Raw genomic sequence first — 23,973 nt, 5'->3', positions numbered from 1 at the left:
AGAACGTGGTATGGTGAAGGGGGATATGATTTGGTAGCTGTGTCGTTTCATACTGATCCAAGAGGCTCTGCTTATGAACAGTTAATTGATGAGTTGATTGAGAAAACAGATCGTTTTTTGCTGGTGGACAGACGAAGGTACGATGTCGACGAAGTACCAGGGGTTTCAAGAGTATTGCGGAAACTGAAGCCTTACTTTATTGAAAGCTGTACGATGGAAGAAATGATGATGCAAAGTGGTGCCATGTATTCAGAGGGGATTTATTACATATATCGCTGCACATCGGAATCAGGGCAGATACTTAAAGAAGAAGCAAACCGTTTTCATGACTGGTTGTATCCATCATTGCCGGATGATCTTTGTTTTTTGAAAGAGGATGGAAGTGATTATTTTTTTAGTGTTGCTCATGAGAACATATATGGTATGCGGATTACACAAGAAGAAGCAAGTGAGTTAATGGAGCGGATCACGGGATTATTCTTCGATTTGCAGCGGCATCAGGACGTTCAATGTCTGCTGGATGATGCGATCAAGCATGAGACCGACATTCTAAATATCAGTTCACATGGCCTAACCGAGATTCCTAAAAGGATTAGGGAATTGAAACAGTTGAAACAGCTGACGATTTTTGAGCAGGATCTGTACACGCTTCCTCCAGCTCTTTTTGAACTAACTTCTTTGGAGAGATTGGAGATCATGACATTGGACCTGGAGTGTTTTCCTGGAGATATCGGGAAACTGAAAGAACTTCGAGAGCTGAGAATATATTGTGGCAGCCCTTTTGCTTCTGTACCTGGATGGAGGCCCAAGCCACAATCGGAGCTGGGATTGAAGTGTATTCCTCCCGAGATCGGTGAACTGAGTAATCTCAAATATCTGGAGATTGTTTATTCCGGTATACGAGAATTTCCTTCCGAACTGGAGAAACTTAAAAACCTCAGGGCATTGCTGGTTACGAATTCATTAATTGAGGGGACACCAGATATCGTTACACGAATGAACTGGTTGGAGTATGTGGACTTGATGAATATTCCGTTCGGTACCAGTTGGCAAGAGGTTTGGGATATGAAAAAAAACCAATAACCAAAAGAAACCTGATCAGGCTTCCTGAGTCAAGGTTCTTTTGGTTAAATGTTGCCTACCTCAGAAATGGGCTCACGCATAGAAGCCCAGAGCATAAGCTGGCGTTATAGGTTATCACCTAAACCGAGAGCGAAGGGCAGGCGTTTTATTTTGGCAACCTCTTATATGGACTTCACCTCACCTACCACCCAATTTACAGCTGACGTGAACCAGAATTCTTTCTTCCAAAAAGACGGAAATAACTATATTAATGTTCTCTCCATTCAGCAATTAAACACATTGGGTAACGTATCCTTGCTGGACATTTTTCTTAGCACGGGCAATGTGGTTGATCCTCATATTCATCAGAATGCATCCGAGCTGGTGTATTGTATCAGTGGTTCAGCGGTCGTTTCCCTTATTAACCCGTTTACCAAAGAGTTGTTGAATTTTACGATCACACCGGGTCAAGTAGCGAATGTTCCGCAAGGCTGGTGGCACTATGAAATTGCAACGGTAGATCAGACTCATCTGCTGGCTATCTTCGATGCCCCGGTTCCTGAAGCCATATTTGGCTCGGATATTTTACGGCTGACACCTGCGAGTGTTCTGGCTCATACGTATTGTTTGGATGAGAACAAGGTGAAGGAAACGCTTGCTCCAATTCAAAAAACGGTAATTGTTGGTCCGCCAGTGGACTGTGTTACTCAAGTTTCCCCGAGCACCAACATGCCTAACTCGAATAGCCATCCCAACGTGCAGCCTTATGTGAATCGCCTTCCATATTGGGGAACATGGGTTGATCCCCGCATTATTCACGAACCAGGCTGTCCGTATTATACAGAACCTCCTGTGAACACGAATAATCAAGGGTAAGTGAACGATATAAGGCATTTAAATGGGGGAAAACCCAGTACATTATCACGAGTGAAAGTGTAGCAATTATACAAAAAAGAAGCGTTCGTAGAAACGCTTCTTTTTTTGTCCATTTGTTTTCAATTTATGATGTGTAATTTCGTCCCAAACCAAGCTCTGTCAATAACTGACGATAAGCGATAGAGGTACGGTCTGCGGGAATATGCGCTTCTGCATGCAGATCCAGTGGCAAATCCTCTGGCTTCTGTGATTCCACCATTTCCCGATCTTCCTCAAATACTTGCAAGTTAAACTTAATTGTATCTTCAATCGGAGCATCCTTGTCAAAGTTACGGGTAATCGGACAGAACAACCGCGTAAAACGTGCTGAGATGGGAGAGGCACAGTTAAGAATGTTAAGTTTGTCGTTCTCCGGGAAGTGAACCGTAAGTGATGCGGCAAATGGCGGAAATACCCGGAATTCACGCAGCCACTGAAAACCTTCGGGTGCGACATTATCCTGACCTTTGCCATAGTTGCTGACAGAACTCCAGTATTCGGCAAGCAGTTCATTGCCTTCGCGTTTTACTTTGTATTGGGGCACTTCGGTGTTGTTCCGGTCGCCGAACGTTTCGGTATGCACGTATGCAAAATGGGATACATCCAGAAACCCTTCCATTTGACGTCCAGCAGAACCTGCGATATCAAAGTTCGGGGGCAAGATGTTGATATAATCTGGATCATCCCATCCCGGGAATGCGGGAATCTGCTCGTCGGTACCGGCGAGTGAAGTCCAAATCAGGCCATAACGTTCGACTGCAGGATATACGATAAGCTTCAATTTGGGAGAAATTTTGGAGCTGGGGTGTGCAGGTACAGCGGTACATTTACCCTCACAGTTGTAACGGAAACCATGATATGGGCAGACAATTTCCCCATTTTCTACCCAGCCTTTACTGAGCGGAGCACCACGGTGAAAACAAAGATCCTTGGCAACTACAACTTTGTCGTTGCTGCGATACAGGACCAAACGGACATCAAGCAATTGAGCGGCAAGTGGTTTATCTGTCACTTCGCTTGCCTGGGCAATGGGATACCAATATTGAGATAATACATGCCAGTCTTCTGCGGAGAACGTGCAACCGCGAGGCAGTTCAGATGTAAGTTGAGGATTGGAATTGGAAGTTATCATGGAAATCACTCCTTGCTAGGATAATGAATCGTTCTTTTTCATGTCAGGAAAGTTTACTTTTTAGCCGTATGTTACTACTCTTTTGTTTCGTGTATCAATATGTATAATGATTATTTGTTCAAAATCACAAACAAAACATCAAACAGCTAACATAAATACGGAAACTCCTGTTTATACATAACGCTTTACGTGAACTATATTCATGTCGGTTATGCTCCACGCAGATTAATTACTTAATTGTTAATCGAGCTATATTCTGTGCCTGAGTATGCTGAAGAAATTTTTTATAGAAAAATGTCACAAATGTGAGCCTTGGTTTGTCTTAAGATTGTAGACCAAAATACGGAGGCGAATGCAATGAGTTTAAGAGTGAATTATAGAGTGGCTAACCCGGGTGCTTTCAAAGCAATGATGGCATTGGAGCAGCACATTTCAGGTCAGTTTGAAGACAAACCGTTATATGAGCTACTGAAAATCCGTGTATCCCAAATCAATAGTTGTGCGTTCTGTCTTGATATGCATGCTAAAGATCTGTTGAAGCTTGGAGATTATGCCGATCACATTTTGTTGCTGAGCGTGTGGCGCGAGGTGCCTTTGTTTACAGAAAAAGAACGTGTTATGCTGGAGCTGGCTGAAGCCGTAACACTAATTTCGGAACAAGGCGTACCACTTGAATTGTATGAAAAAGTTAGAGAACATTTCAGTGAGGCCGAACTGGTGGATCTGATCATGGCGATCAACACGATTAATAGCTGGAACCGGATTGCCATTACAACAGGGATGTATCCAGGCTGCTTTAATTAAGTAAACATTCTACCATCTGCCAGAGGAGGCCATTCTCATGAAATTCAATTCCCTCACCAATGAGCCAGAAGTGTCTTCTCTGGAAGTTGGTGAATTGTATATTCGTTACAAAGCCTATGCCTTTTCCATTGCTTACCGCATGCTTGGCAGTGTTGTGGAGGCTGAAGATATTGTGCAGGATTGTTTTGCAGAGCTTCAGAGCAAGTCTCTTGATGATATCCGTAATGCCAAGTCCTATATTGCTAAACTAATCGTAAACCGAAGTCTGAATCTGCTAAACTCTGCCCGCAATCAAAGGGAAAGTTATGTTGGAGAATGGCTTCCCGAGCCGATGAGTGACGGTAAAATGGGTAACATCCCGGAAGAAACCGTGCAGCAGAAGGAGATGATCTCTTACGCTTATCTGGTTATGCTGGAACAGCTTTCCCCAATGGAGCGCGCCGTTTTTGTACTTCGTGAGGCATTCCAGTATGAATATACGGAAATAGCGGATTGGCTGGGCAAATCAGAGAGCAACTGCCGTCAGATCTTTAGCCGGGCGAGACGCAAGCTTCCCGATAGACTTCCGCCGATGGAACAGAGTTCTGCAGATTATGCTGCAAAAGAGCAATTGCTGGCTCGTTTTACAACGGCTTTTCTGAATTATGATGTCTCCGAGATGCTGGAGCTGCTTGCTGAACAACCGGTATTTACGGCAGATGGCGGTGGACGTGTGCATACGGTCATGAGAACGATGAGGGTTCGTAAGGGTGTACTCGCCTTGTTGACCTCTCGCCGGGTGCTTACCCGATTGCGAAAACGAGAGTGGGTGCCTACATTTATCAACGGAGAGCAGCACCTTGTGTTACTGGAAAACGGACAGTTGTCCGAAGTTCTGTGTTTGGAACTGGACTCTCTTGGAGAGCGAATTGAGGGGTTCTATCTCGTTGTGAATCCAGACAAACTTACATCGGTATCGAGATAATACTTTTCTGGAATGGAATAAGAAGGGCTCAAGGCATGTTAAAGCGGCACATCCTGTAAAGAGGAGTGCCGCTTCTTTTTAGCTTTGAGATTGTAGCTAATTTTATTGTGAACTAACAACATCCATTTTGGACCGGTTATTATTTATTAATTATTGGCAAACAGGCTTTCAACATGGTCAGTAATCTCTCTGATTTCTGGGGTAAGTTCGTCGTTACTCTTATCGAGAAGATGCAAAATCTTCTCCACTGTATCCAGAAGTACACTCTTCGTGTTAGTCTCCCTATTTGCCACAGCCTTTTCATATGCTTTTTTCACTTCTGGATCGATAGTACGAATTTCTTCTTCCGTGTACCAGTCATAGGCGGGAGAGTTATCACTTCCATAAAACAGGTAACCAACGTACAGTGAATTTTTAACTGCTGACGTACGATTAGAGCTTGGGAAGTTGTTCAGGAAAGCTTCCTTTTCTAGAGTACGCCGGATGAGTTCATCCCAGGTTATGATAAAGGCCGCATCGGAAGTTGTGGGCTGGTTGGATTCCGCAGCCATAATATCAATGTAAGCAACAATGTCAGGTTTCACGTAGGGCTGAAACTTTTTGTACATCTCATAATTGAGGATGGGATAGTATAGACCTTCACTAGTTTCCAGTTTGAATCCCAGATCGGAAGCTTCCTGCAAGAGCTTGCGAACGGACGGATCTTTAATCACTTTGAGCAGACTGCTATATGTAAGCCTTTGTTCATAACCTATGTTGGAATGGGCTTCATAGAGAACGCTTTGAAACAGTTCCGTATACATTTTTTGATCCAAGTCAGCCAGTCTGATCTTTTGCAAATTCTCCAGTTGAAGGGTCATCAAGGTAGCCTGCCAAGGTCCGACTTCATCGATATGATTCAATAGATATTTACGTGCCTGAACCAGGCTGGGCGTGGATTTCACTGCATTTTTTGAATACATTTGAAATTGATGATATACCGCTTTGGAAGCTGGGACAGGTGCAGCCAATGTAGTTTGGGATGTTATCAGAGTTGCAAAGATGGCCGTAAAGCTTAATGTAATGGCTAGAAAACCAAGTTTAATCGATGGATTCAATCGCATTCAAAAACCTCCCATGTTACATAATGAGTAATTGTGACCACATTCTGATTAAACCAGTTTCTGGTAATCGAATCAAGGGAGAATTCTTTTAAAATAAAATGTGTTATTCAAGACATGCTGCAAACATTAGTTGATTCTGGAAATAACAAAGAACAGCATCTTTCAACCTTGAGTGGGTTGAAGATACTGTTCTTTGTTGATTAAGCTTATTTTAAATTAATGGAGAGGTGGTTTATTGTTGATTGGCATCTGAGGTGTGCCGTTTGCTGGAACGTAGGCCTGAAGCATCTGTGTGGTATCATTTGTACTGAGTTGAGGCACTTGATAGTAGGCATGTTGATTTTGATACGTGAAAATTTCGTAAGCCATCTCGATAAACTGTTGAACCTGCGAAGCGATGACCCGGCGTACGGCGCCATTCGTAATTTCAGGTGCAGACATAGCCAGCAAAGAGGCGTGAGACTTGATTAATCCCAGCATATGACCGCTGATGCCTGCATCTTTGACATCCGAAAGGGATTGATTTGGCTTTTTCGGAGCGGACGGCTTGAGGCCATACACAGGTTGCACGATGTTCGGAATCATGTAGGTTGCAGTCTCGTGATGAGGCTTGTGCCCGGTTGAGAAACATTCTGCAGTCAGATTATATTGGGATAACATGAAGTTGTATTGACGATCAAGAATATGAAGAAGTTCAGTATCTTGTACAAACGTCCTGAAGATCATGTATTGATCCAATACGTTGATGGCTCCTGACAGAATTTCATGCATATCGAACATTTCATGCCCGCCATGGTTCAAGTGGGGTGTGAAGTCTGAATTTGTGTTGTTAGCTGGTTGTATTCGGTCTGGAGGCTGCATTGAATTTGGATTCATTGTGAATTTGATTCTCCTTTGGGAAATGGTATGATCCTAGTATGGTCTTCAACAGTAAATTTATGTAATGTGTGCTGGTTATAAGCGAAAATAGAGACAGGTATGGTGGTGGTTGGATGGAAACCGATTGGAGTGTTCCCAAAGCGTTATTCGTTAAACATTATGGGAGCGCTGTTCAGATGCATCGTGGTGGTGTTTATGCAGAATATAAACAATGGGATGTGCCGCAAGAGCTGGAGCAGACATGGATGGAAGAAAGAATAGGTCAGTTAACCTCTGAATTATCCATCATGAACTGGGACGCGGTTGATGAGCTTACGTCGATTGCCAGATATCATGCAAATCCGCTGATTATTGCCGCAGTCACAGCATTCGCATCAAGACAACTGACGAGTGCGGACAGTATGGTGCGTCTAGTGTATGCGGAACGTCTGATTGAGTTGATCAAGCGATATGAATCGATTATTCCGGTGGATAAGCTGCGTGAAGCCTATCAACTGACAATGAACTTGTTGGAGGATGTAGTAACAAAACCGTTGGTGCTTGATCCGGGACATGAACTACAGCAATATGGGTTAAAGGATAAACGTGGACTGAATCTGCGTGTGGAAAAGAACAAGGAAGAGATTATCCGTTATTTTCGGAACTGAATGTATTTCATTGGATCAAGTGAGGTAAATATCATTGAGAAAACTGAATTATATCAAAGTATTTATTTTCCTTAGTGTGGTCACAGTGGTGACTCTAGGTTTGTATTACGCAGCTGCGGATTGGCTGGATCAGCGCTATTTTCGCTTCCTTATCTGGAATCTGTTTTTGGGCTGGATTCCTTTTGTGTTTTCATATGTGGCCTATGGCTTTAGCCATGTTAAATGGAAAGGGGCAACATGGTTTGTCGTTGCAAGCGGACTGCTCTGGCTATTGTTCTTCCCGAACTCTTCCTACATTGTAACGGATCTTGTCCACCTGACGGCACGCAGTTCCCGCTATTATGGCGGAGGCAATGGATTGGACTACAAGTACTGGTATGACTTAATTGTGGTTTTGATGTTCGTTTGGACGGGTTTATTGCTCGGATTTCTTTCGATGTATCAGCTTCAGGAAGTGATCCATCACAAACTGGGACGATGGTTTTCATGGATATTTGTGCTAGCGGGTTGTGCACTGGGGAGTTACGGTGTTCTGCTGGGACGTGTATATCGCTTGAACAGCTGGGATGCGTTAACCAATCGAGAGACGCTGGTTGAACTTATGCATGAGAGTGTAAGTCGTCCATCGCTGGCTTTCTGTATGTTCTTTGGCACGTTTATTCTTACGATCTACGCAACGTTATACTATCTAATTAATACCAGATCTTACCGTGATAGAAAGACGGAGGTAGGAAGTTCAGAGGCTGAACTGCAAGGCTTGCGATAATCGAGAGCCTGGCATGTCTAGTTCTAATAAAGCCGTAATAAATAACCCTCAACTATTCGGGAAAACTCCCTAACGGTTGGGGGTTATTTATTACCCATTAAATGAAAACGAAGAAAGCTACAAGCATTTTAACAGTTCAGGAGCAATCCGCTTGGGGAACACATCCAGTGGAGGTTTTTCCTTCTTTCGTTTGTCATTGGTGAGCACGGCAACGAGTTCCAGGGACGGGACGATATATACAAATTGACCACCAAATCCACGGGCGTAATAATAGTGGAGTATGGAAGTGGGCTGTTCCGCAACCTTAGCTTCCGAAGTTTCGTTGGTATAAGCATCTACCCACCAATGCCAAGCGTAACTACCATGATTGGGTGGAGTAACCGAAATGGCAGGTTTTGTAGAGCGGCTAACAAGATCACTCGAAATCAGCGACTGCCCGTTCCACATGCCTTGTTGCAAAAACAGTTGTCCGAATTTTAGTAAATCTTGCGGCAACATTTTTAAACCGAACCCCCCGGTATGTACACCTTGTGGGTCACTTTCCCATTCATACTGTTGAATCCCCAACGGGCCAAATAAGTAACGTTCCGCGAACCCAGCTACGGACATACCTGTACTTTGCATGAGGATGGCAGACAATATCTGCGATACCCCTGAATTGTATTCCATATATGTACCTGGCACATGACTTAAGTGTTGCTCCAACGCAAACTTCACCCAGTAATCCGTACGCGTCATACGCGGAAATGAATTCTGTCCTCCGAATTCGTCCCAGTTGAATCCGGCTGTCATGGTTAATAACTGCTCTAACGTTATTTCAGGTTTGCGGGGGTCAGAGTCTGATACCAGCTGTGGGAAAAAGGTGGAGATCGGCGTGTCAGCCTCAGGCAGCACCCCTTGATCCATAGCAATACAGATGAGCGCGGACAACACACTTTTGGTGCAGGAATTGATTTTTGCAATATGGGTAGCTGCTTCTTGATTACGGTAGTGTTCGTAAATGATTTCACCACGTACGCTGACTAAGCAACTGCGCAGATCCAGCGGCGGGATGATTTGATGCAACATGGATGGTATGGATGAAGGATTCATAGTGTCCTTTCTTATTTGGGACTTACCCCATAAATTGAGTATTCATTAGAAAAAGGTTTGAATCATTATCATAGCATAGGAATAAATAAGTTCTCAATTCATCCACCTCACTCAGACTCAGGGATTAGTAAGAACTGGACCGCAGACTGATTCAGTTGTTCATATTTATTGATACAATCGGGTCACATAATAAATGGGGTTATTTTACAGGAAAAGAGGAACATGAGCTTTGGTCTGTAGGGTTGGACATATCGGCAAAAATTAATTACATAAAGTGTACCTGATTATTCCAAAGTAGTGTTCCATACAAAGGAGCTAGTGTTATTCATGCTATTACGTATGTTGAGAAATGATCTTTTTAGGAAAAAAGGAATCAACATCGCTCTATTTGTTTTTATTTTACTAGCGGCTTTACTTGTTTCTTCAGGTACACGAATGATTATGGAGTTAACCAATTCAATTCACTATTTATTTACAGAATCCAAGACGCCTCATGTTGTGCAAATGCATGCAGGTAAACTGGATATAATGAAGGTGAATACATGGGCACAGACAAATGAAATGGTAGATAAACACCAGATCGTAGAAATGATTAACATTGACGGTTCTCATTTGTTTTTTGGAGCGGAGGCCGAGAAAAACAGTATCATGGATCTTGATTTTGTTGTACAAAATCAGGATTTTGATTTTCTGCTGAATCTGGATAGTGAGATTGTGCAGGTGAATGATGGAGAAATCGCGGTTCCCGTTTACTACTTGCAGCAGAAGAAATTGAGCATTGGTGACCGTATTCATATTAAAGACGGTTCTTTCAGCAGAACATACAAGATTGTGGAATTTGTACGTGATGCTCAAATGAATCCATCGATCATTCACTCCAAACGTTTTGTCATCAGTCAGAGTGAATTCCAAACCTTGAAACAAAATACGGGAGAGTCGGAGTATCTGATTGAATTTCGACTTAGAGATTCCAAGATGATTAGCGACTTTACCCAAGCCTATCAAAATACGAGTTTGCCGAACGCTGGTCCTATTGTGAACTACAATCTGTTTCAGTTGTTGAATGCGTTGACGGATGGGGTAGTCGCAGCTATAGTCATTCTGGTCAGTTTGATCTTGATTGTGATCGCTTTACTCTGCATTCGTTTCACTATGCTCGCAACTATTGAAGAAGATTATCGAGAGATTAGCGTCATGAAAGCTATCGGCATATCCGAGCATAATATTAAGAAACTCTACTTGAGTAAATATGTTGTTATGGCAGGATTGGGCTCTATCCTAGGATTTCTAGCATCACTATGGGTTAACCGTTTGTTCATGTCCAATATGTTGCTCTACATGGGGGCAGCTCCCAAGACATGGTTGCACTACGGCATAACATTGTTTGCGGCTGTCTTCATATTTGCCATCGTTGTATTTTTCTGCAACCGTGTGCTTCGGCGTTTTAATCACATTTCAGCTGTTGAGGCATTACGTTCGGGCAGTATGGGTGAGACGAGAATAAGTCAAAACAGACTAAATTTGTCCCAAAATCGGTGGTTATCAGTTCCGGTTTTTCTGAGCTTAAAAGAAGTCATCCAACGAATTAAAATGTTCCGTTTGCTGTTGTTTGTGTTTATTATAAGTTCATTTATTATGATCGTACCTATAAATTTCCTCCATACGTTACAAGCTCCTAGCTTCATTTCTTACATGGGTGTAGGTCAAAGCGATATGCGTATTGATCTGAGGCATTCTGAAGATATCGAACAGCGTTACGCTGAATTAATTGATTATGTTCAAAAGGATAAGAACGTACTTCGATACTCACCCCTTGTCACAAGCCAATTCAAAGTGTTTAACAGTGAAGGTAGCTATGATCATTTAAGCGTAGAGACAGGTGACTTTGACGTTTTTCCTTTGTCTTACGTGAATGGCGCAGCACCGAAAAATGAAAATGAAATTGCTTTGTCTGATGCGAACAGTAAAGACATGGAGAAGAAGACAGGAGATTCCTTGGTACTGATCGTAAATGGACAGGAAAAAACAATGACCGTCAGTGGTGTATATCAGGATGTGACCAATGGTGGAAAGACTGCCAAAGCACGGCTGCCCTATAACAAGGATCGTGTGCTCTGGTATGTCGTAAGTTTGGATTTGAAAGATGACGGTAGTAAGATTTCAGATAAAATTGCGGAATATGAGCAAGCGTTCTCACCTGCAAAGGTGACCGATTTAAAAGGCTACTTAGATCAAACACTTGGAGGAACGATTCATCAGCTTAAGCTGGTTACGGTGTTGGCGCTTGTTATAGCAGTATTGGTTACGATCCTGATCACATCATTATTCCTGAAAATGCTTGTCGCAAAGGACAGCGGTGATATCGCAATTTTCAGAAGTTTGGGATTTGCCATCTCCACAATTAAATTCAAATATGTATCAATGTCCCTTATTGTCTTGGGTGTTGGCGTCCTTGTAGGAACCGTGCTATCGAATACTGCAGGCGAGTGGTTGATCAGTGCAATAATGGCTTCTTTCGGAGCGTCCAATATCGTTTTTGTCATTGACCCGCTACAGGCGTACTTACTTTGTCCGCTCCTGCTGGCTGCAACGATTATCTGTACCGCTCTAATCAGTATTCAATCCATCAAAGAATCCAGCATTTCCAAAATGATTATCGAATAGGGGGACAACCATGGCTATAATCCTGGAAGCCAAAAACGTGAACAAATCGTACAGTACTGGTGAGCGTGAGAAGCATCCTATTTTGAAGGATATTAATTTTCAATTGAAGAAGGGCGAATTTGTCTCGATTATGGGTCCGTCGGGATCAGGAAAATCAACCTTGCTATACAATGTCAGCGGCATGGATCAGGTAAGTAGCGGGAGTGTTTATTTTGCTGGCAAGATAATTTCGGATTTCTCGGAAAAAGAATTGGCACAGCTTCGCTTGAACAAGATGGGATTTATATTTCAGAACATCCATCTGTTGAAAAATCTGAATCTACTCGATAATATCATTCTGTCTGCTTATCTGGCCAAAAAAAGCAGTAGAGATTCCATTAATACACGAGCACTCAATTTGATGAAAAAAATGGGGATTAATGAACTGGCCAACCACAATATCACTCAGGCATCGGGTGGGCAATTGCAACGGATTGCTATCTGTAGGGCGTTGATCAATCAGCCTGATATTCTGTTTGGCGACGAACCCACGGGAGCACTGAATTCACGTTCAACCAATGAAATCATGGATATTCTTGGAGACATTAATGCTTCTGGAACAACGATATTAATCGTTACCCATGATGTCAAAGTCGCAGCTCGATCTGAACGGGTTTTATTCATGATGGACGGCAAACTGGTGGCAGATCGTAACATGGGCAAGTTTAACAAACAGCATGACCTTAAAGCGAGAGAGAGTAGCTTAGGTAAATGGCTAACGGATCACGGGTTCTAACACGGTTAATTGGAGAGGGGTTTATCCAATGAAACAGATGGAGAACAAGTCATTTGGCAAATTTCTGATGGTATGGTTCGGACAGCTCATATCTACAATGGGGATCGGAATGACGGCATTCTCCCTTGGAGTGTACGCATTTGAGAAAACCCATATGGCGACAGCTGTTGCGCTGATTACACTGTTTACCTTTTTGCCTAATATCTTGTTGCGTCCTATAGGTGGAGTCCTTGCAGATCGTTTTGACCGGCGCATGATGATGGTCATCGGTGATCTTGGTTCTGCCGGTGGTCTCGTTTTTATCTGGATCATGATCCTGATCGGAAATATTGAACTATGGTATCTCTATGTTGGCGTCACTTTCAGTTCCGTGTTCTCGGCTATTCAAAGTCCAGCCTATAAGGCTTCAGCCACCGATTTACTCGATAAAGATCAATATTCAAAGGGCAGCGGGCTGATGCAGCTCGCCGAATCATCCAAGTTTCTATTTTCGCCCATTCTAGCGGGAATTCTGCTCAGTATAACAACCATTGAAGTCATTCTGGTCATTAATATGTTGACGTATCTGGTTGCCATTCTAGCGGTGCTTGCCATCCGGAAAAGCATTAAAGCAGCGCGAAGCGAGGATGAGAGGAAGCCTTGGCTTGCTGAGCTTAACGAAGGCTGGATTGAAGTCACGACGAATAAAGGCGTGCTTCTGCTCGTCATTATTATTTCAATCATCACGTTTTATCTTGGATTTCTTGAGACACTCATTGGTCCTATGATCTTATCATTTTCGGATTCAAGGATGCTTGGCACGTTTCTATCTGTGAGCGCGATCGGTATGCTGATTAGCAGCCTGTGCATTGGCATGTTCACCATGAGTAAAAAATATTCAAAAATACTTGTTCTGGGTCTGGTTATGTCCGGAATATCATTCTCCCTCTTGGGATTTTCCACCAATATTTTTATCATTATTTTTGCAGGTTTCCTGTTTTTGGCCTCCCTGCCTTTTGTCAATATGAGTGCAGATGTATTAGTGCGTAATAACATATCCAACGAGAAGCAAGGCAGGGTGTGGGGAATCATCGGCATATTATCGCAATTGGGTTTTATTGTATCCTATAGTCTCGCAGGTTTTTTGGCAGACCGTGTCTTCAACCCGCTTTTGGTGGAAGGTGGAGCACTAGCTTCGACCGTAGGATCATATATCGGCGTTGGTCCGGGAAGAGGCATTGCGTTGTTGTTTATTATTGCAGGGGTGTTTGTTATCGTTATTGCAGTCATCACTTCTCAACTTAAATCCATTAAGGGGTTAGAGAAGGGGATTGATATTGTGCCATCAGACCCAACGAATTTAGCGCATGATTGATTGAGTTGGTGTGATGTAGTTTAAAGGATGATATTGGCCCCGGAACTTTATGTTTCGGGGTTGGTTTGTTTGAAAGGCTTTGGACTGGAATCATGATTTTGGTAGAGGTTTGTACAAATGAAAAGGATAGCAGGTATACTAATTATAATGAGCATCACAGGACTAGTAATCATGAGATATTTAACCAGAAGGAGGTTACATCTTTTGTTCAAAATCGGAAATCAAGGTACGTTTGAAACGTTGCCTGATCACGCCATAGCGATTTACAAGGGAGATGTTATTGCTGTAGAAGAATTTATTAAACAGGGCATGGATCTCGAAAGAGAGATTACGCTGAGTAAATACATAGCGTTGACGCCATTGGATATTGCTCTAATTACCAATCAACAGGCAGTGGTCAAGCTTTTGGTAGATAACGGAGTAAACCTAAATGTGAAGGATAATCCAGCAATCCTCAAGGCGGTCAGATATGGCGGGGAAGAGATCATCCGATATTTGCATCAGAAGGGTGCCAAATTGAACGGTTTGAGCAAGGTGAAGTCGAATGCGTATGATGAAGCCTATTACAGTAACAAAAAGAACATCACAGTGCTGAAGGGCCTCGGACTGGATATTCGAAAATATGGTGGAAAAACATTAAGAAAAGCCGTTTCAAATCACGATATGAAGATGGTTCAGTATTTGCTAGACGAGGGCGTGGACATCAATTACAACGAGTCCGATATGGTGTATCCATACAAGGCTACACCACTTACGGTAGCGGCTCGCAACAACAATATGAAGATGGTTCAATTTCTGGTGGAACAGGGGGCGGATGTGACCATTCAGGAGAAGGACGGGGAACGAGCATACACGATTGCGATCAGTCAGAAGAATGCGGAAATGGCAGAGTATTTGAAAGCTCATGAGCCGCAAGACTTTCACAATCTGAGCAATAAATTGCATGTGCTCAAATCGTACAAGCTGCCGGATGCATTAATCCGTTTTCTAACGGAAGGTCCGCGAAGAATCGACTTGCCGAACAAATCGTCCGGCGTGGGATACATCGAATTCTTCCATCTGGTCGATACGGTTGAAATGAAGATGGGCAGACAGAAACTGCTGCGTATATCCTCTGACGTGGATCAGTACTCCCATATCCTGATCGTCTGGAATCCAAGCAAAAAAATGATTGGCTACGCAGATATTGAACATCAGGTGATTGGAACGATTTCGACGTTCGAAGCGTTCATGGCCGATCCCGCATCATATATGGATAATCTCCTGAATTAACCAGAGGGACTCCACTATCACAAGAACCTCTTGTATATTGTCGATATACAGGAGGTTTTTTAGTGTCTATACCATTCATCTATAGGAAAAATATCTCATGAAATATGAACTATACTAGTGCGAAAGGAGGTTATAAATGGTAAAATAGCAATGCCTAAACATGAAAAAACATTTTTGTTGAAAGATTAGCAGATAAATTAGATTTAAAATGGTTTAACTTTAGATTGTTAGAAATCGATTGTTAGTACAATTGTTTCAATGAAATTATAGTATTCTACTACTGGAGTGAGGAAGAGAAATGGCCATTATTGATGTAATCAAGTATGACGGTTCACCAGATGTATTTGCTTGGAAACATCCTGAGAATGAATTGGGAACATGGACCCAGTTGATTGTGAATCAATCCCAACAGGCGATCCTCTTTAAGGATGGAAGGGCGCTTGATATGTTCGGGCCAGGAAGACATACGCTAAGTACAGCGAATATCCCGATCTTAAACCGGCTCGTTAACCTTCCGTTCGGAGGTAAATCACCTTTTGCAGCAGAAGTGTGGTACGTCAACCAAGTAAGCGCACTAGACGTGAAATGGGGAACAGCAAATCCAATTCAGATACAGGACCCAAAATATAATATTATCGTTCCCGTGAGAGCATTTGGACAGATGGGAATAAAAATAGCAGACTCTCGCAAATTTCTGGTCAAACTTGTGGGAACACTGCCTGAATTTAACCAGGCTAATATGGTCAATTACTTTCGCGGGCTAATTATTATGAACATTAACTCCATGCTGTCTTCCTATCTAATACATAGAAAAGTAAGTGTACTGGAAATCAATGCTTATATCGCAGAAATATCACGACATTTTGCTGATACGATTGCATCTGCTTTCGAAGAATTTGGTATTGAGTTAATCAACCTGTATATCCACAATGTCAATCTGCCTGAAGAGGACCCTTCGGTCATTCGTTTGAGAGAAGCGTTGGCACGCAAAGCCGAAATGGATATTATCGGGTACACCTATCAACAGGAGCGTTCATTCGATACGCTTGAAGGTGCAGCCAAAAATGAAGGAAGCATGCAATCGGATATAATGGGTGCAGGGCTTGGTATGGGGATGGGTGTTGGACTGGGAGGATCATTCAGCAGCGAGATGTCCCAGATGTCCAAAGTGATGGCTACAACGGAAACACCTGCTGTACGCATATGCAAACATTGCAGTCATCCGAACCAGGAGCATAGTTCTTTTTGCAGCAAGTGTGGGAATTCAATTGCCGAAAAATCAGCAATGACCGGTTGTAACAACTGTGGACATGCCTTGCAAAAAGGGACCAAATTTTGTCCTAATTGTGGTGACAAATATTATGCCTGCCCATCCTGCGGGGCAGATAATGCGGAGAATGCTTTGGAATGTGTTCAGTGTCACGAACCGATGCCTAGCCCATGCCCTAAGTGCAATCATATGAATTCGGGTCAAACTAAATTTTGCGGCAATTGCGGCTCCAGTCTGTCCTTGAAATGCAGTCAATGCCAACACGAAGTGAAGCCCGGTCAGAAATTCTGTCTGGATTGCGGAAACAATCTGCAAGATGGAGGGCAGGGATAGTGATAATTAAACGGAGCAACCTTTTCATTTTGGATGCCATCTATCTGATCAGCATGCTTGTAGCCTCAGTCGTTTCTTTTACAGTGTTTAATCATGCCATTGTATCGTTTTCTTTCTGGATGAATCTTGTGGCTTCTTATGTCGCGATTACGGCGATTTGGATTTATATAAGGTATGTCATGCTACATATGGATCGCTTTAAACAATTGGTTCCTGGTTACACAGCGTTAGGCATCGTGTTGGTGATGTATCTGATTTGTGTAATGATATATTCTCTGTTTACAGGTTTAGCAGATCATGGTCTACGCTGGTTCGTTTTGTTACATACGGTAACTTTAGCTATCGCCCTCATTCTGTGTGGCATCATTTTGATCTTTATTCAAAGTACACGTCGTAATGAAGCCGTTGAGCAAACGAAATTGGTCAATCTACATTTGATTGAAAACGCTTTGCAGCAGCTGCTTCACACGATGGAGCGCCATTCCGTTCTGACTGCGGAAGAAGAGAGGAAGACCGTTCAAACATTAATAGAACTTGTGAAATATAGTGACCCGATCACTCCACATTCACTTGAATATAATGACCGCCAGATTTTGATGGATATTGAAAAGATAAATAGTGAGCTTTCAGCTCATTACGAAGCAGGGGAACTGGTGAATAGCGAGCATCTTGCTTCACAACTATCCCGATTAAAGTCCCGTTTGAAAGAGCGGAATCAACAGATCGTGACAAGCAAATCATAAATTCATAGGAGGAAAAGCTGTGAAGAAATTTTTTGGAATTATATTCATTATACTTTCATCTCTGACCATCTTATTATCTATATTATTAATATCCCAGGGAACCGAAATGGCTATTATTAGTACGATTATTCTTTTTATACCTGGCGTTATCGTACTTGTTACAGGAATTAAAATGTGTAGTCGACCTAAATTCCATCCCAAGGCTGATCATTATCACTACCATTATGACAATGAAGAGGAATATGATGATGAAGGGTATTATGAAGATGAGTACCACGATCATGAATACGAGAAACCGCAAGAACCTGTATCTGTGAATTGTTCGGGGTGTGGAGCCAAGGTAAAGGTATATCCGAATTTGTCTGCGGACTGTGAGTATTGTGGAACAACGATGAGGATCTCCTAGCTAACATAATAGACACCATGACCATTTTGTTGATTCCCGATGTGATAGAAGCCGGTTATAAAGATTTGTTTTTGAAGGAATCTTGATGTTGAGAAAGTTTTTTGGATCATTTTTATGATTTATGCAATTGGCATACCCTTTGCCTTATTCAAGTTACAATAGCAATACCGTTAGTTACACCAGTCACAATACAATCCACTATACAGAGATTAATATATCCGATGAAAAAGACGCTGAAGAAAAGGTCGAGGAACCACAAAGGAAGGTTTCGGTGAGTTGTCCGGGATGTGGTGCGAAGGCGAAGGTATATCGGAAGTAAACCACGGATTGTGAATATTGTGGAACAACTGTTGAAGCTCCGTAAAATAGTTCTGAATGGACACGAAAAAGATAAAAGCCTGATTCCTATGGAGTCAGGCTTTTATCTTAAGCTCGTTTTGCGGATAAAAGTAAGAGAAAGAACCTCTTATCTCACACATCCTGAATCTAAAAATCTCTCCTGTGTTCAAACACTTCATCCAGCTCCTTGCGATTAACTTTAATAGCACTTGTCAGGTCAATTTCCGGTTGTGATTCCAATTGATCCAACAATTCAACAAGGGCGTTATAAATTTCTTCACGTTCGATTGTTTCAATAAAGTTGGCTTTGGCCTCCATTTGGTTAAACGTCTCGGTGTACTTCTCCACTAATAACATCAGTTGTTTCTGTATAAGGTCCAAATCGCTCATATTTTGACTTAATCTTCGAATTTCTTTGAGGTGTTGTTTGTAGGTTTGAGCTGCTTTTTTGGCATACGCTGCTTTGATGTGATCCCTCCCGTCCCAATCCCGAAAAGGATTGTTGAGATTTTCGGCAAGCCATTCCGGTTTGCGTGGTTTGCCAATCTCCAGAGCGATTCGGGTTTGAGCTGCCTTTTTATAGTTTGCCTTAATGGATTTGGCGGCGTCTGAGGGAAGGCTGGTCAGCCTGAGTGTACTTAGTTCGGGAAGCTGCTCGGGGCCTGGGAAATCTTTTCCTTTAAATCCAAAAAGATCGTTCATGGATAAGGTCTGCAAAGAGGTCAATTGCTGAATTGACTGTATATTGCTTACGTTGCCGGGTTTTCCCCACAATCTTAATTCTGAAAGCTCAGGATAAGTATGTACAACAGGTTGCAAATCAAGCTCCGTAATCTCTCGAACATACAAACCTCCAAGCCGAGATAACGCTGTAATCTGAGGTACGGTCGCTGCTACATTCAACGTCATTTGGTGACCTTCTTCATAAGCATTCACATGCAAGTCAGGGGACACGTCTCCCATAAAGCTTAAAAACTCGATCCTGGAATGAAGAGTCAAGCTGTTCACACGGTTCATATCCAGCACAAGTTTGGTTAGATGTGTTTTGCTTAAATCCAGCGCGGTTTGTCCATGTTCATGAATATGAAGTTCATATATAAAGGGATTCTGCTCCAAAAAAGGAATAATGTCTTCCGTATATCCACGCATTTCGATATGTGTAAGACAAGGAAACTGGGCAAGTGCGACGACATCCTCGGCAGAGGTTGGTCTGAAGTTGCGCAGGATACTGGTGTTTTTTCTCACCATTGCATCACCTAGTGGAATTTCACTATAGTCTTCGGCAGCTTGTTTGAAGTGTTCCCTTCGTGATTCATCGATGGCATCCCATTGATGTTGCCGATACAGACTCTCTCCGATCTGCCATCCTGCGCTATAACTTCGGGTTTCTTCCGTTATGAGTGGAGCCCGATTACCTGCAAGAACATAATGCGGTGGAACCTCAGCATTCACGAAGCTGTGATTCCAAGTGCCTTTCCAAAAATAGTAATTGCAGCTCAACGGTTTCATATCCAGAAGTTCCGTTTCATCGGGCGGCTGATCTCCTGTCCAGTCCAATTGCAGGATTGCGGCAAGCTGGCGGGACCCCTTACTCCCGGTTTCTTTCAGATCAGTTACCTGGCAGGCAGCATATTGTTGTAAACTTTCGACGTATACACAGTAAATGTCTCCGATCGTTGGGACCATGTTGTGCTCCTTTCGTTCTGTATAAATCAATGCTAAGCTTTTTGTAAACTAAGGATCTTGCAAAATGATGATAAAAGAATTATATCAAAGGCGTTCAATCACATCCATTTTGGATAGAGCCGTATTTGAATTCATAGAAATCTGAATATCTAAGGGGGGTTATTTATGATTACAGGTATTAGCCGAAGTAAAACACTTGGTGAATTTTTGAAATCTCGGAGGAGCCGAATTCAGCCAGAGCAAGCCGGGATCACCGGATCGTATGGACAACGGAGAACGCCGGGATTAAGACGTGAGGAAGTTGCCGTGCTTGCGGGTGTCAGTGCAACTTATTATACGTGGCTTGAGCAGGGGAGAGAGGTTAACTCGTCTCGAGAGGTGATGGAAAGTATAGCGGGTGCACTCCAGTTAAGTGAGGAAGAGAAGGGACACCTATTTCGTTTATGGGACCCCAATGCAGAGCATGAATTCCCTGCCTCCTATTCACATCTCGAAGCGGGATGGCAGAGTATCATTAGTCAACTTGCATACCCTTCATTTATTACGAATGAAAGGTCTGAAGTACTTGCATGGAATGAGGCAGCGAATGAGAAGCTTTTTGACTTTTCCTCGATGAACGTGAACGACCGTGTCATGATGCGAATGTTATTTCTAGATGCAACGCTCCGGGAACGTATGCATAATTGGGATGAATTTGCACGGCATTCGGTAGCGGTGTTTCGTACGTACTATGACAAGTACCCGGGTGAACCTGAGTTTTACCAGATAGTGCAACAATTGATCGAAGACAGCACGGATTTTCAAAATATTTGGAGCCTGCACCAGATTAAACAGAAAAAAGTCAACCGGATCTTTCTCGAGACAACAGATCGGACGGATGGTATTGCCCATGCCTATGATATCTTTTCCATGAGCAATCTTAACGAACAGTCAGGTATTCATTGTTGTGTGTACATCCCCGTTGTGGAGTGACAAAAACGATCAGGGTGGTAATTCTAGTACTAGCATAAACAGACTGTGGTTGGGTCTTTGTTCGTGAAATAGAATGAATACAAGTTCAATATCTTTCTATTTATTAACGAAAAGAGGGAACCACATGATTAAGACAAGAACGTTGGGAAGCGATAAATTGCAGGTATCCGGGCTTGGGCTGGGCGTGATGATGATGCCAGACAACCAAGAATCCGTTCATACAATCCAGGGTGCACTGGATGCGGGAGTAACGATGTTCGATACAGCTGATCTGTACGGTGAATATGAAAAGCAGCGATTTGGAGGCAACGAAAAATTGCTTGGGCGCGCGCTCAAAGGGCGAAGAGCCGATGCTATTGTAGCGACCAAGTTCGGTATAACACATACCCAGGGGCCCAAGGGAGATCCGGCGTATATCAAAAAATCAGTAGATGCCAGTCTGTACAACCTGGGCATGGATTATATAGATCTCTATTATCAACATCGCCCTGATCCCAATACTCCCATTGAGGAAACGGTGGGAACACTTGCCGATCTGGTACAGCAGGGAAAGATCCATTATATAGGTCTGTCTGAAGCGTCTGCAGTGACTATTCGTCGTGCGAATGTCGTTCACCCCATCACAGCACTCCAAACGGAGTATTCATTGTGGAGTCGTGAGCTCGAAGATGAGATATTGCCATTGCTCGGCGAGTTGAACATTGGGCTCGTACCCTATAGTCCATTAGGGCGCGGCTTCTTAACTGGTCAGATCCGATCGATAGACGATCTGCCAGAGGACGATTATCGTCGTCATTATCCACGTTTCCAGGGTGAGAATTTCGAGAAAAATCTGGAGGTGGTGCGCCTGATCCAAGAACTGGCTATGCAAAAAGAATGCACTGCTTCTCAGCTTGCACTCGCCTGGTTACTCGAAAAGGGAGAACATATCGTTCCGATTCCTGGTACTCGCAGTTTGGAGAGAGTTCATGAGAATCTTGGTGCCTTGCACGTTTCTTTCACCAATGATGAATGGGCTGAGATTGAACGGATATCTCCCAAAGGATTTGCCGCAGGGGGAAGATACCCTGGCCTTGCTTAATATAAGCCAAGCCTATAGATAAAACACTTAACGCCCCAGACCTGTTTTAACAGGAAAAGGGTGTTTTTGTGTTCTACTTACGAGTGGATGATCTTCACCTAATTGACAAATGAAGTTACACGGTCGGATAAAAATTGCATTGGAACCGTGTCCTCGGTATTATCTCCGCTAATTAGCGCATACAGTACAACAATGAGATGTACGCCTACAAGGAGGAAACAGCGGTATGACTAATCCGATTCTACAAGCCCCGAATGTTCAGTTGGCGGCCGATTCGACAGCGGTGTTGAATTATCAGCGTGATTCGCGCAATTATATTACCCAGTTATTTGGACCGCAGCTGCCTACGATCAAAAATGGTTTCTTCAATGTACACATGAGCAAAGGAATTATTGTGCAGCCACACTGGCATACAAATGTCACCGAGATGGTCGTTCTGATCAACGGGGAAATTACCACCTCTGTCTACGATCCGTTCAAGCGGGAGCGGATAAGTTATCACTTGAAGCCAGGTCAGGTTTCGATATTCCCTCAAGGATGGTTTCACTGGTTTGTGGCGGAGACCGATGATGTGCACTTGTTGACGATTTTTGACCAACCTACACCGGACATTGTGCTGGGGGCTGACTTCCTGGCTGCAACACCGCCTGAAGTTGCCCATCGTGCATACTGTATTGATGAGGAGGCGTACAGGACGGCGGTGGCATCCATCAAAAATGACGCGATTTTGGGACCGCCGATTGGATGTGTGGATTCTGTTTCCGATCAGGCGATCAAAGCTACTAAATCATCCAAAAACTCAAAGGGATAACGTTATCTCGTTCTCCTATCAAATGACCGATTTTAGGCCCGTGACCGGAAAATTTTCCAGTTACGGGCTTAAATTTTGTTCCAATTAACACATTCCGGATTCTCTGTTAAGATAGGCATAACATTGGCTTGTTACAGTAGTAGCACTCAAAGAATGTGGAGGGACGATCCATGACTATGACTGAGCAGGAAATGCTGGAAACCGCGATGAGCTATGCACCTGTATTGATGTTTGATCGAAATGAACCCTTTTACCCGGATTTTGTAGGCGTTTCCATTCTGGATCAATCAGGACCTTCACCGTCATTTCAACGGGAGATTCATTTTCCGGTTGAGGCGGTCCAATATGTGATTGAATTTTCGATTTGGTGGGATTATGAAATTGGGCATTTGTACGAAATGGAGCATGTGTGGATATATGTGGGCCATGACGGTGAAGTCGTGGACTGTGAAGCCAGCTTCCATGGGAGAGTACTTCGGGGATTGTTGAAGGATCGAGTTAATGTGGTTGGACGCCATGTGTGTCTATACTCGCAGCCAGGCAAACATGCTTTTTCTCCAATCCCTGTGGTGTTTGAATTGTTGCCGGATTTGTATAGTGCAGCAGGCGCCAATGCGGGTTGTGACGGACTGCTCGTGAACGAGATGTTCAAAGGTTATTTCCAGACCAATGAAGAAATTGACGCCAGCGTGCGGAGTTTTCTGCAGACCAAGGCGTTTGTTCCCTCTATGGAGTTTGAGGAGTTTTTGCTTGAGCCGAGTCTATTCATGCCTTGGCAGCAACTGTTTACTATGATTCCTGAGAGAATTGAGAGCAGATTGAGAGAACTTGAATTAAGATGAGAATTGGTAGGTTGTCTACTTAGAAAAATGAATATAGCAAAAAAAGTGCTTCATCATCCTT

The 23,973-nt window shown here is 43.1% G+C and carries 22 protein-coding genes; 17 read left to right on the top strand and 5 right to left on the bottom strand.

The features are described 5' to 3' along the window. The first annotated feature begins 30 nt into the window (after positions 1 to 30). Positions 31 to 1,083, top strand: coding sequence for a leucine-rich repeat domain-containing protein (locus PTQ21_RS24915; RefSeq protein WP_090807311.1), 1,053 nt, complete (start codon positions 31 to 33; stop codon positions 1,081 to 1,083). Positions 1,084 to 1,233: 150 nt separating this feature from the next. Next, positions 1,234 to 1,938, top strand: coding sequence for a cupin domain-containing protein (locus PTQ21_RS24910; protein WP_063563142.1), 705 nt, complete (start codon positions 1,234 to 1,236; stop codon positions 1,936 to 1,938). Between the two features lie 124 nt (positions 1,939 to 2,062). Here PTQ21_RS24910 and PTQ21_RS24905 read toward each other — a convergent pair whose 3' ends face one another. Next, positions 2,063 to 3,109: an aromatic ring-hydroxylating oxygenase subunit alpha gene (locus PTQ21_RS24905; RefSeq protein WP_090951350.1), complete on the bottom strand. Its 1,047-nt coding sequence runs from the start codon at positions 3,107 to 3,109 to the stop codon at positions 2,063 to 2,065. A 357-nt stretch (positions 3,110 to 3,466) separates the two neighbouring features. On the opposite strand from PTQ21_RS24905, the gene PTQ21_RS24900 reads away from it, so the two are divergent. Together PTQ21_RS24900 and PTQ21_RS24895 are read left to right on the top strand one after the other, a co-directional pair. Further along, positions 3,467 to 3,913, top strand: coding sequence for a carboxymuconolactone decarboxylase family protein (locus tag PTQ21_RS24900; protein ID WP_072733365.1), 447 nt, complete (start codon positions 3,467 to 3,469; stop codon positions 3,911 to 3,913). Between the two features lie 37 nt (positions 3,914 to 3,950). Then, a complete protein-coding gene (locus tag PTQ21_RS24895) occupies positions 3,951 to 4,877 on the top strand; it encodes a sigma-70 family RNA polymerase sigma factor (protein ID WP_072733364.1) in 927 nt (308 codons plus the stop codon). A 146-nt stretch (positions 4,878 to 5,023) separates the two neighbouring features. Here PTQ21_RS24895 and PTQ21_RS24890 read toward each other — a convergent pair whose 3' ends face one another. Both PTQ21_RS24890 and PTQ21_RS24885 read right to left on the bottom strand, forming a co-directional pair. Next, positions 5,024 to 5,980, bottom strand: a complete 957-nt coding sequence (locus PTQ21_RS24890; RefSeq protein WP_083584631.1) for a hypothetical protein — start codon at positions 5,978 to 5,980, stop codon at positions 5,024 to 5,026. Between the two features lie 216 nt (positions 5,981 to 6,196). Next, positions 6,197 to 6,841: a spore coat protein gene (locus tag PTQ21_RS24885; RefSeq protein ID WP_063563222.1), complete on the bottom strand. Its 645-nt coding sequence runs from the start codon at positions 6,839 to 6,841 to the stop codon at positions 6,197 to 6,199. Between the two features lie 131 nt (positions 6,842 to 6,972). Here PTQ21_RS24885 and PTQ21_RS24880 point away from each other — a divergent pair, with 131 nt between their 5' ends. Together PTQ21_RS24880 and PTQ21_RS24875 are read left to right on the top strand one after the other, a co-directional pair. Beyond that, a complete protein-coding gene (locus PTQ21_RS24880) occupies positions 6,973 to 7,506 on the top strand; it encodes a hypothetical protein (protein ID WP_072733363.1) in 534 nt (177 codons plus the stop codon). Between the two features lie 34 nt (positions 7,507 to 7,540). After that, a complete protein-coding gene (locus PTQ21_RS24875; protein WP_063563137.1) occupies positions 7,541 to 8,272 on the top strand; it encodes a DUF1361 domain-containing protein in 732 nt (243 codons plus the stop codon). Positions 8,273 to 8,389: 117 nt separating this feature from the next. Here the strand turns inward: PTQ21_RS24875 and PTQ21_RS24870 are convergent, their stop codons facing one another. Then, entirely contained in the window at positions 8,390 to 9,364 is a 975-nt protein-coding gene (locus PTQ21_RS24870) for a serine hydrolase domain-containing protein (protein WP_274567490.1), read from the bottom strand. A 339-nt stretch (positions 9,365 to 9,703) separates the two neighbouring features. On the opposite strand from PTQ21_RS24870, the gene PTQ21_RS24865 reads away from it, so the two are divergent. From PTQ21_RS24865 to PTQ21_RS24835, 7 genes are all read left to right on the top strand, one after another. Further along, positions 9,704 to 12,028 carry an ABC transporter permease gene (locus PTQ21_RS24865; protein WP_274567489.1) on the top strand — a complete coding sequence of 775 codons (2,325 nt, stop codon included), beginning with the start codon at positions 9,704 to 9,706 and terminating at the stop codon, positions 12,026 to 12,028. Between the two features lie 10 nt (positions 12,029 to 12,038). After that, on the top strand, positions 12,039 to 12,803 hold the full coding sequence (locus PTQ21_RS24860; protein ID WP_274567488.1) for an ABC transporter ATP-binding protein: 765 nt from the start codon (positions 12,039 to 12,041) through the stop codon (positions 12,801 to 12,803). A gap of 28 nt (positions 12,804 to 12,831) precedes the next feature. Next, the gene (locus PTQ21_RS24855; RefSeq protein WP_274567487.1) at positions 12,832 to 14,157 is read left to right on the top strand and encodes an MFS transporter; all 1,326 of its coding nucleotides are present in this window, start codon (positions 12,832 to 12,834) and stop codon (positions 14,155 to 14,157) included. A 204-nt stretch (positions 14,158 to 14,361) separates the two neighbouring features. After that, positions 14,362 to 15,429, top strand: a complete 1,068-nt coding sequence (locus PTQ21_RS24850) for an ankyrin repeat domain-containing protein (protein WP_274567485.1) — start codon at positions 14,362 to 14,364, stop codon at positions 15,427 to 15,429. A 298-nt stretch (positions 15,430 to 15,727) separates the two neighbouring features. Further along, positions 15,728 to 17,032, top strand: coding sequence for an SPFH domain-containing protein (locus tag PTQ21_RS24845; RefSeq protein WP_063563132.1), 1,305 nt, complete (start codon positions 15,728 to 15,730; stop codon positions 17,030 to 17,032). Beyond that, complete coding sequence (locus tag PTQ21_RS24840) at positions 17,032 to 17,775, top strand: hypothetical protein (RefSeq protein ID WP_072733357.1); 744 nt, start codon at positions 17,032 to 17,034, stop codon at positions 17,773 to 17,775. Before PTQ21_RS24845 ends, PTQ21_RS24840 begins: the two co-directional genes overlap by 1 nt. Positions 17,776 to 17,881: 106 nt before the next feature. Further along, positions 17,882 to 18,181, top strand: a complete 300-nt coding sequence (locus PTQ21_RS24835) for a hypothetical protein (protein WP_274567484.1) — start codon at positions 17,882 to 17,884, stop codon at positions 18,179 to 18,181. Between the two features lie 486 nt (positions 18,182 to 18,667). Here PTQ21_RS24835 and PTQ21_RS24830 read toward each other — a convergent pair whose 3' ends face one another. Further along, a complete protein-coding gene (locus PTQ21_RS24830) occupies positions 18,668 to 20,206 on the bottom strand; it encodes a hypothetical protein (RefSeq protein WP_274567483.1) in 1,539 nt (512 codons plus the stop codon). A gap of 165 nt (positions 20,207 to 20,371) precedes the next feature. Between PTQ21_RS24830 and PTQ21_RS24825 the strand changes: the two genes are divergently transcribed. From PTQ21_RS24825 to PTQ21_RS24810, 4 genes are all read left to right on the top strand, one after another. Continuing rightward, positions 20,372 to 21,178, top strand: a complete 807-nt coding sequence (locus PTQ21_RS24825; protein ID WP_090807291.1) for a helix-turn-helix transcriptional regulator — start codon at positions 20,372 to 20,374, stop codon at positions 21,176 to 21,178. 127 nt (positions 21,179 to 21,305) lie between these two features. After that, positions 21,306 to 22,259, top strand: a complete 954-nt coding sequence (locus PTQ21_RS24820) for an aldo/keto reductase (protein ID WP_274570568.1) — start codon at positions 21,306 to 21,308, stop codon at positions 22,257 to 22,259. A gap of 226 nt (positions 22,260 to 22,485) precedes the next feature. Next, positions 22,486 to 23,070, top strand: a complete 585-nt coding sequence (locus PTQ21_RS24815) for a cupin domain-containing protein (protein WP_090807289.1) — start codon at positions 22,486 to 22,488, stop codon at positions 23,068 to 23,070. Between the two features lie 170 nt (positions 23,071 to 23,240). Then, positions 23,241 to 23,912 (top strand): hypothetical protein, encoded by a 672-nt coding sequence (locus PTQ21_RS24810; RefSeq protein ID WP_072733353.1) that lies wholly within the window; start codon positions 23,241 to 23,243, stop codon positions 23,910 to 23,912. The last annotated feature ends 61 nt before the right edge of the window (positions 23,913 to 23,973 follow it).

It is taken from the genome of Paenibacillus marchantiae (genome assembly GCF_028771845.1).
GTDB lineage: Bacteria > Bacillota > Bacilli > Paenibacillales > Paenibacillaceae > Paenibacillus > Paenibacillus marchantiae.
Note: the sequence above shows the minus strand (reverse complement) of the source record. Positions and strands in the feature narration are given on the sequence as shown.

Bases quoted from the DNA above. Each gene is read 5' to 3' on its own strand.
- PTQ21_RS24855 (WP_274567487.1), top strand. From the start codon at position 12,832: ATGAAACAGATGGAGAACAAGTCATTTGGCAAATTTCTGATGGTATGG.
- PTQ21_RS24865 (WP_274567489.1), top strand. From the start codon at position 9,704: ATGTTGAGAAATGATCTTTTTAGGAAAAAAGGAATCAACATCGCTCTA.
- PTQ21_RS24870 (WP_274567490.1), bottom strand. From the start codon at position 9,364: ATGAATCCTTCATCCATACCATCCATGTTGCATCAAATCATCCCGCCG.
- PTQ21_RS24835 (WP_274567484.1), top strand. From the start codon at position 17,882: ATGGCTATTATTAGTACGATTATTCTTTTTATACCTGGCGTTATCGTA.
- PTQ21_RS24830 (WP_274567483.1), bottom strand. From the start codon at position 20,206: ATGGTCCCAACGATCGGAGACATTTACTGTGTATACGTCGAAAGTTTA.
- PTQ21_RS24860 (WP_274567488.1), top strand. From the start codon at position 12,039: ATGGCTATAATCCTGGAAGCCAAAAACGTGAACAAATCGTACAGTACT.
- PTQ21_RS24845 (WP_063563132.1), top strand. From the start codon at position 15,728: ATGGCCATTATTGATGTAATCAAGTATGACGGTTCACCAGATGTATTT.
- PTQ21_RS24905 (WP_090951350.1), bottom strand. From the start codon at position 3,109: ATGATAACTTCCAATTCCAATCCTCAACTTACATCTGAACTGCCTCGC.
- PTQ21_RS24880 (WP_072733363.1), top strand. From the start codon at position 6,973: ATGGAAACCGATTGGAGTGTTCCCAAAGCGTTATTCGTTAAACATTAT.
- PTQ21_RS24895 (WP_072733364.1), top strand. From the start codon at position 3,951: ATGAAATTCAATTCCCTCACCAATGAGCCAGAAGTGTCTTCTCTGGAA.
- PTQ21_RS24900 (WP_072733365.1), top strand. From the start codon at position 3,467: ATGAGTTTAAGAGTGAATTATAGAGTGGCTAACCCGGGTGCTTTCAAA.
- PTQ21_RS24815 (WP_090807289.1), top strand. From the start codon at position 22,486: ATGACTAATCCGATTCTACAAGCCCCGAATGTTCAGTTGGCGGCCGAT.
- PTQ21_RS24890 (WP_083584631.1), bottom strand. From the start codon at position 5,980: ATGCGATTGAATCCATCGATTAAACTTGGTTTTCTAGCCATTACATTA.
- PTQ21_RS24885 (WP_063563222.1), bottom strand. From the start codon at position 6,841: ATGCAGCCTCCAGACCGAATACAACCAGCTAACAACACAAATTCAGAC.
- PTQ21_RS24810 (WP_072733353.1), top strand. From the start codon at position 23,241: ATGACTATGACTGAGCAGGAAATGCTGGAAACCGCGATGAGCTATGCA.
- PTQ21_RS24825 (WP_090807291.1), top strand. From the start codon at position 20,372: ATGATTACAGGTATTAGCCGAAGTAAAACACTTGGTGAATTTTTGAAA.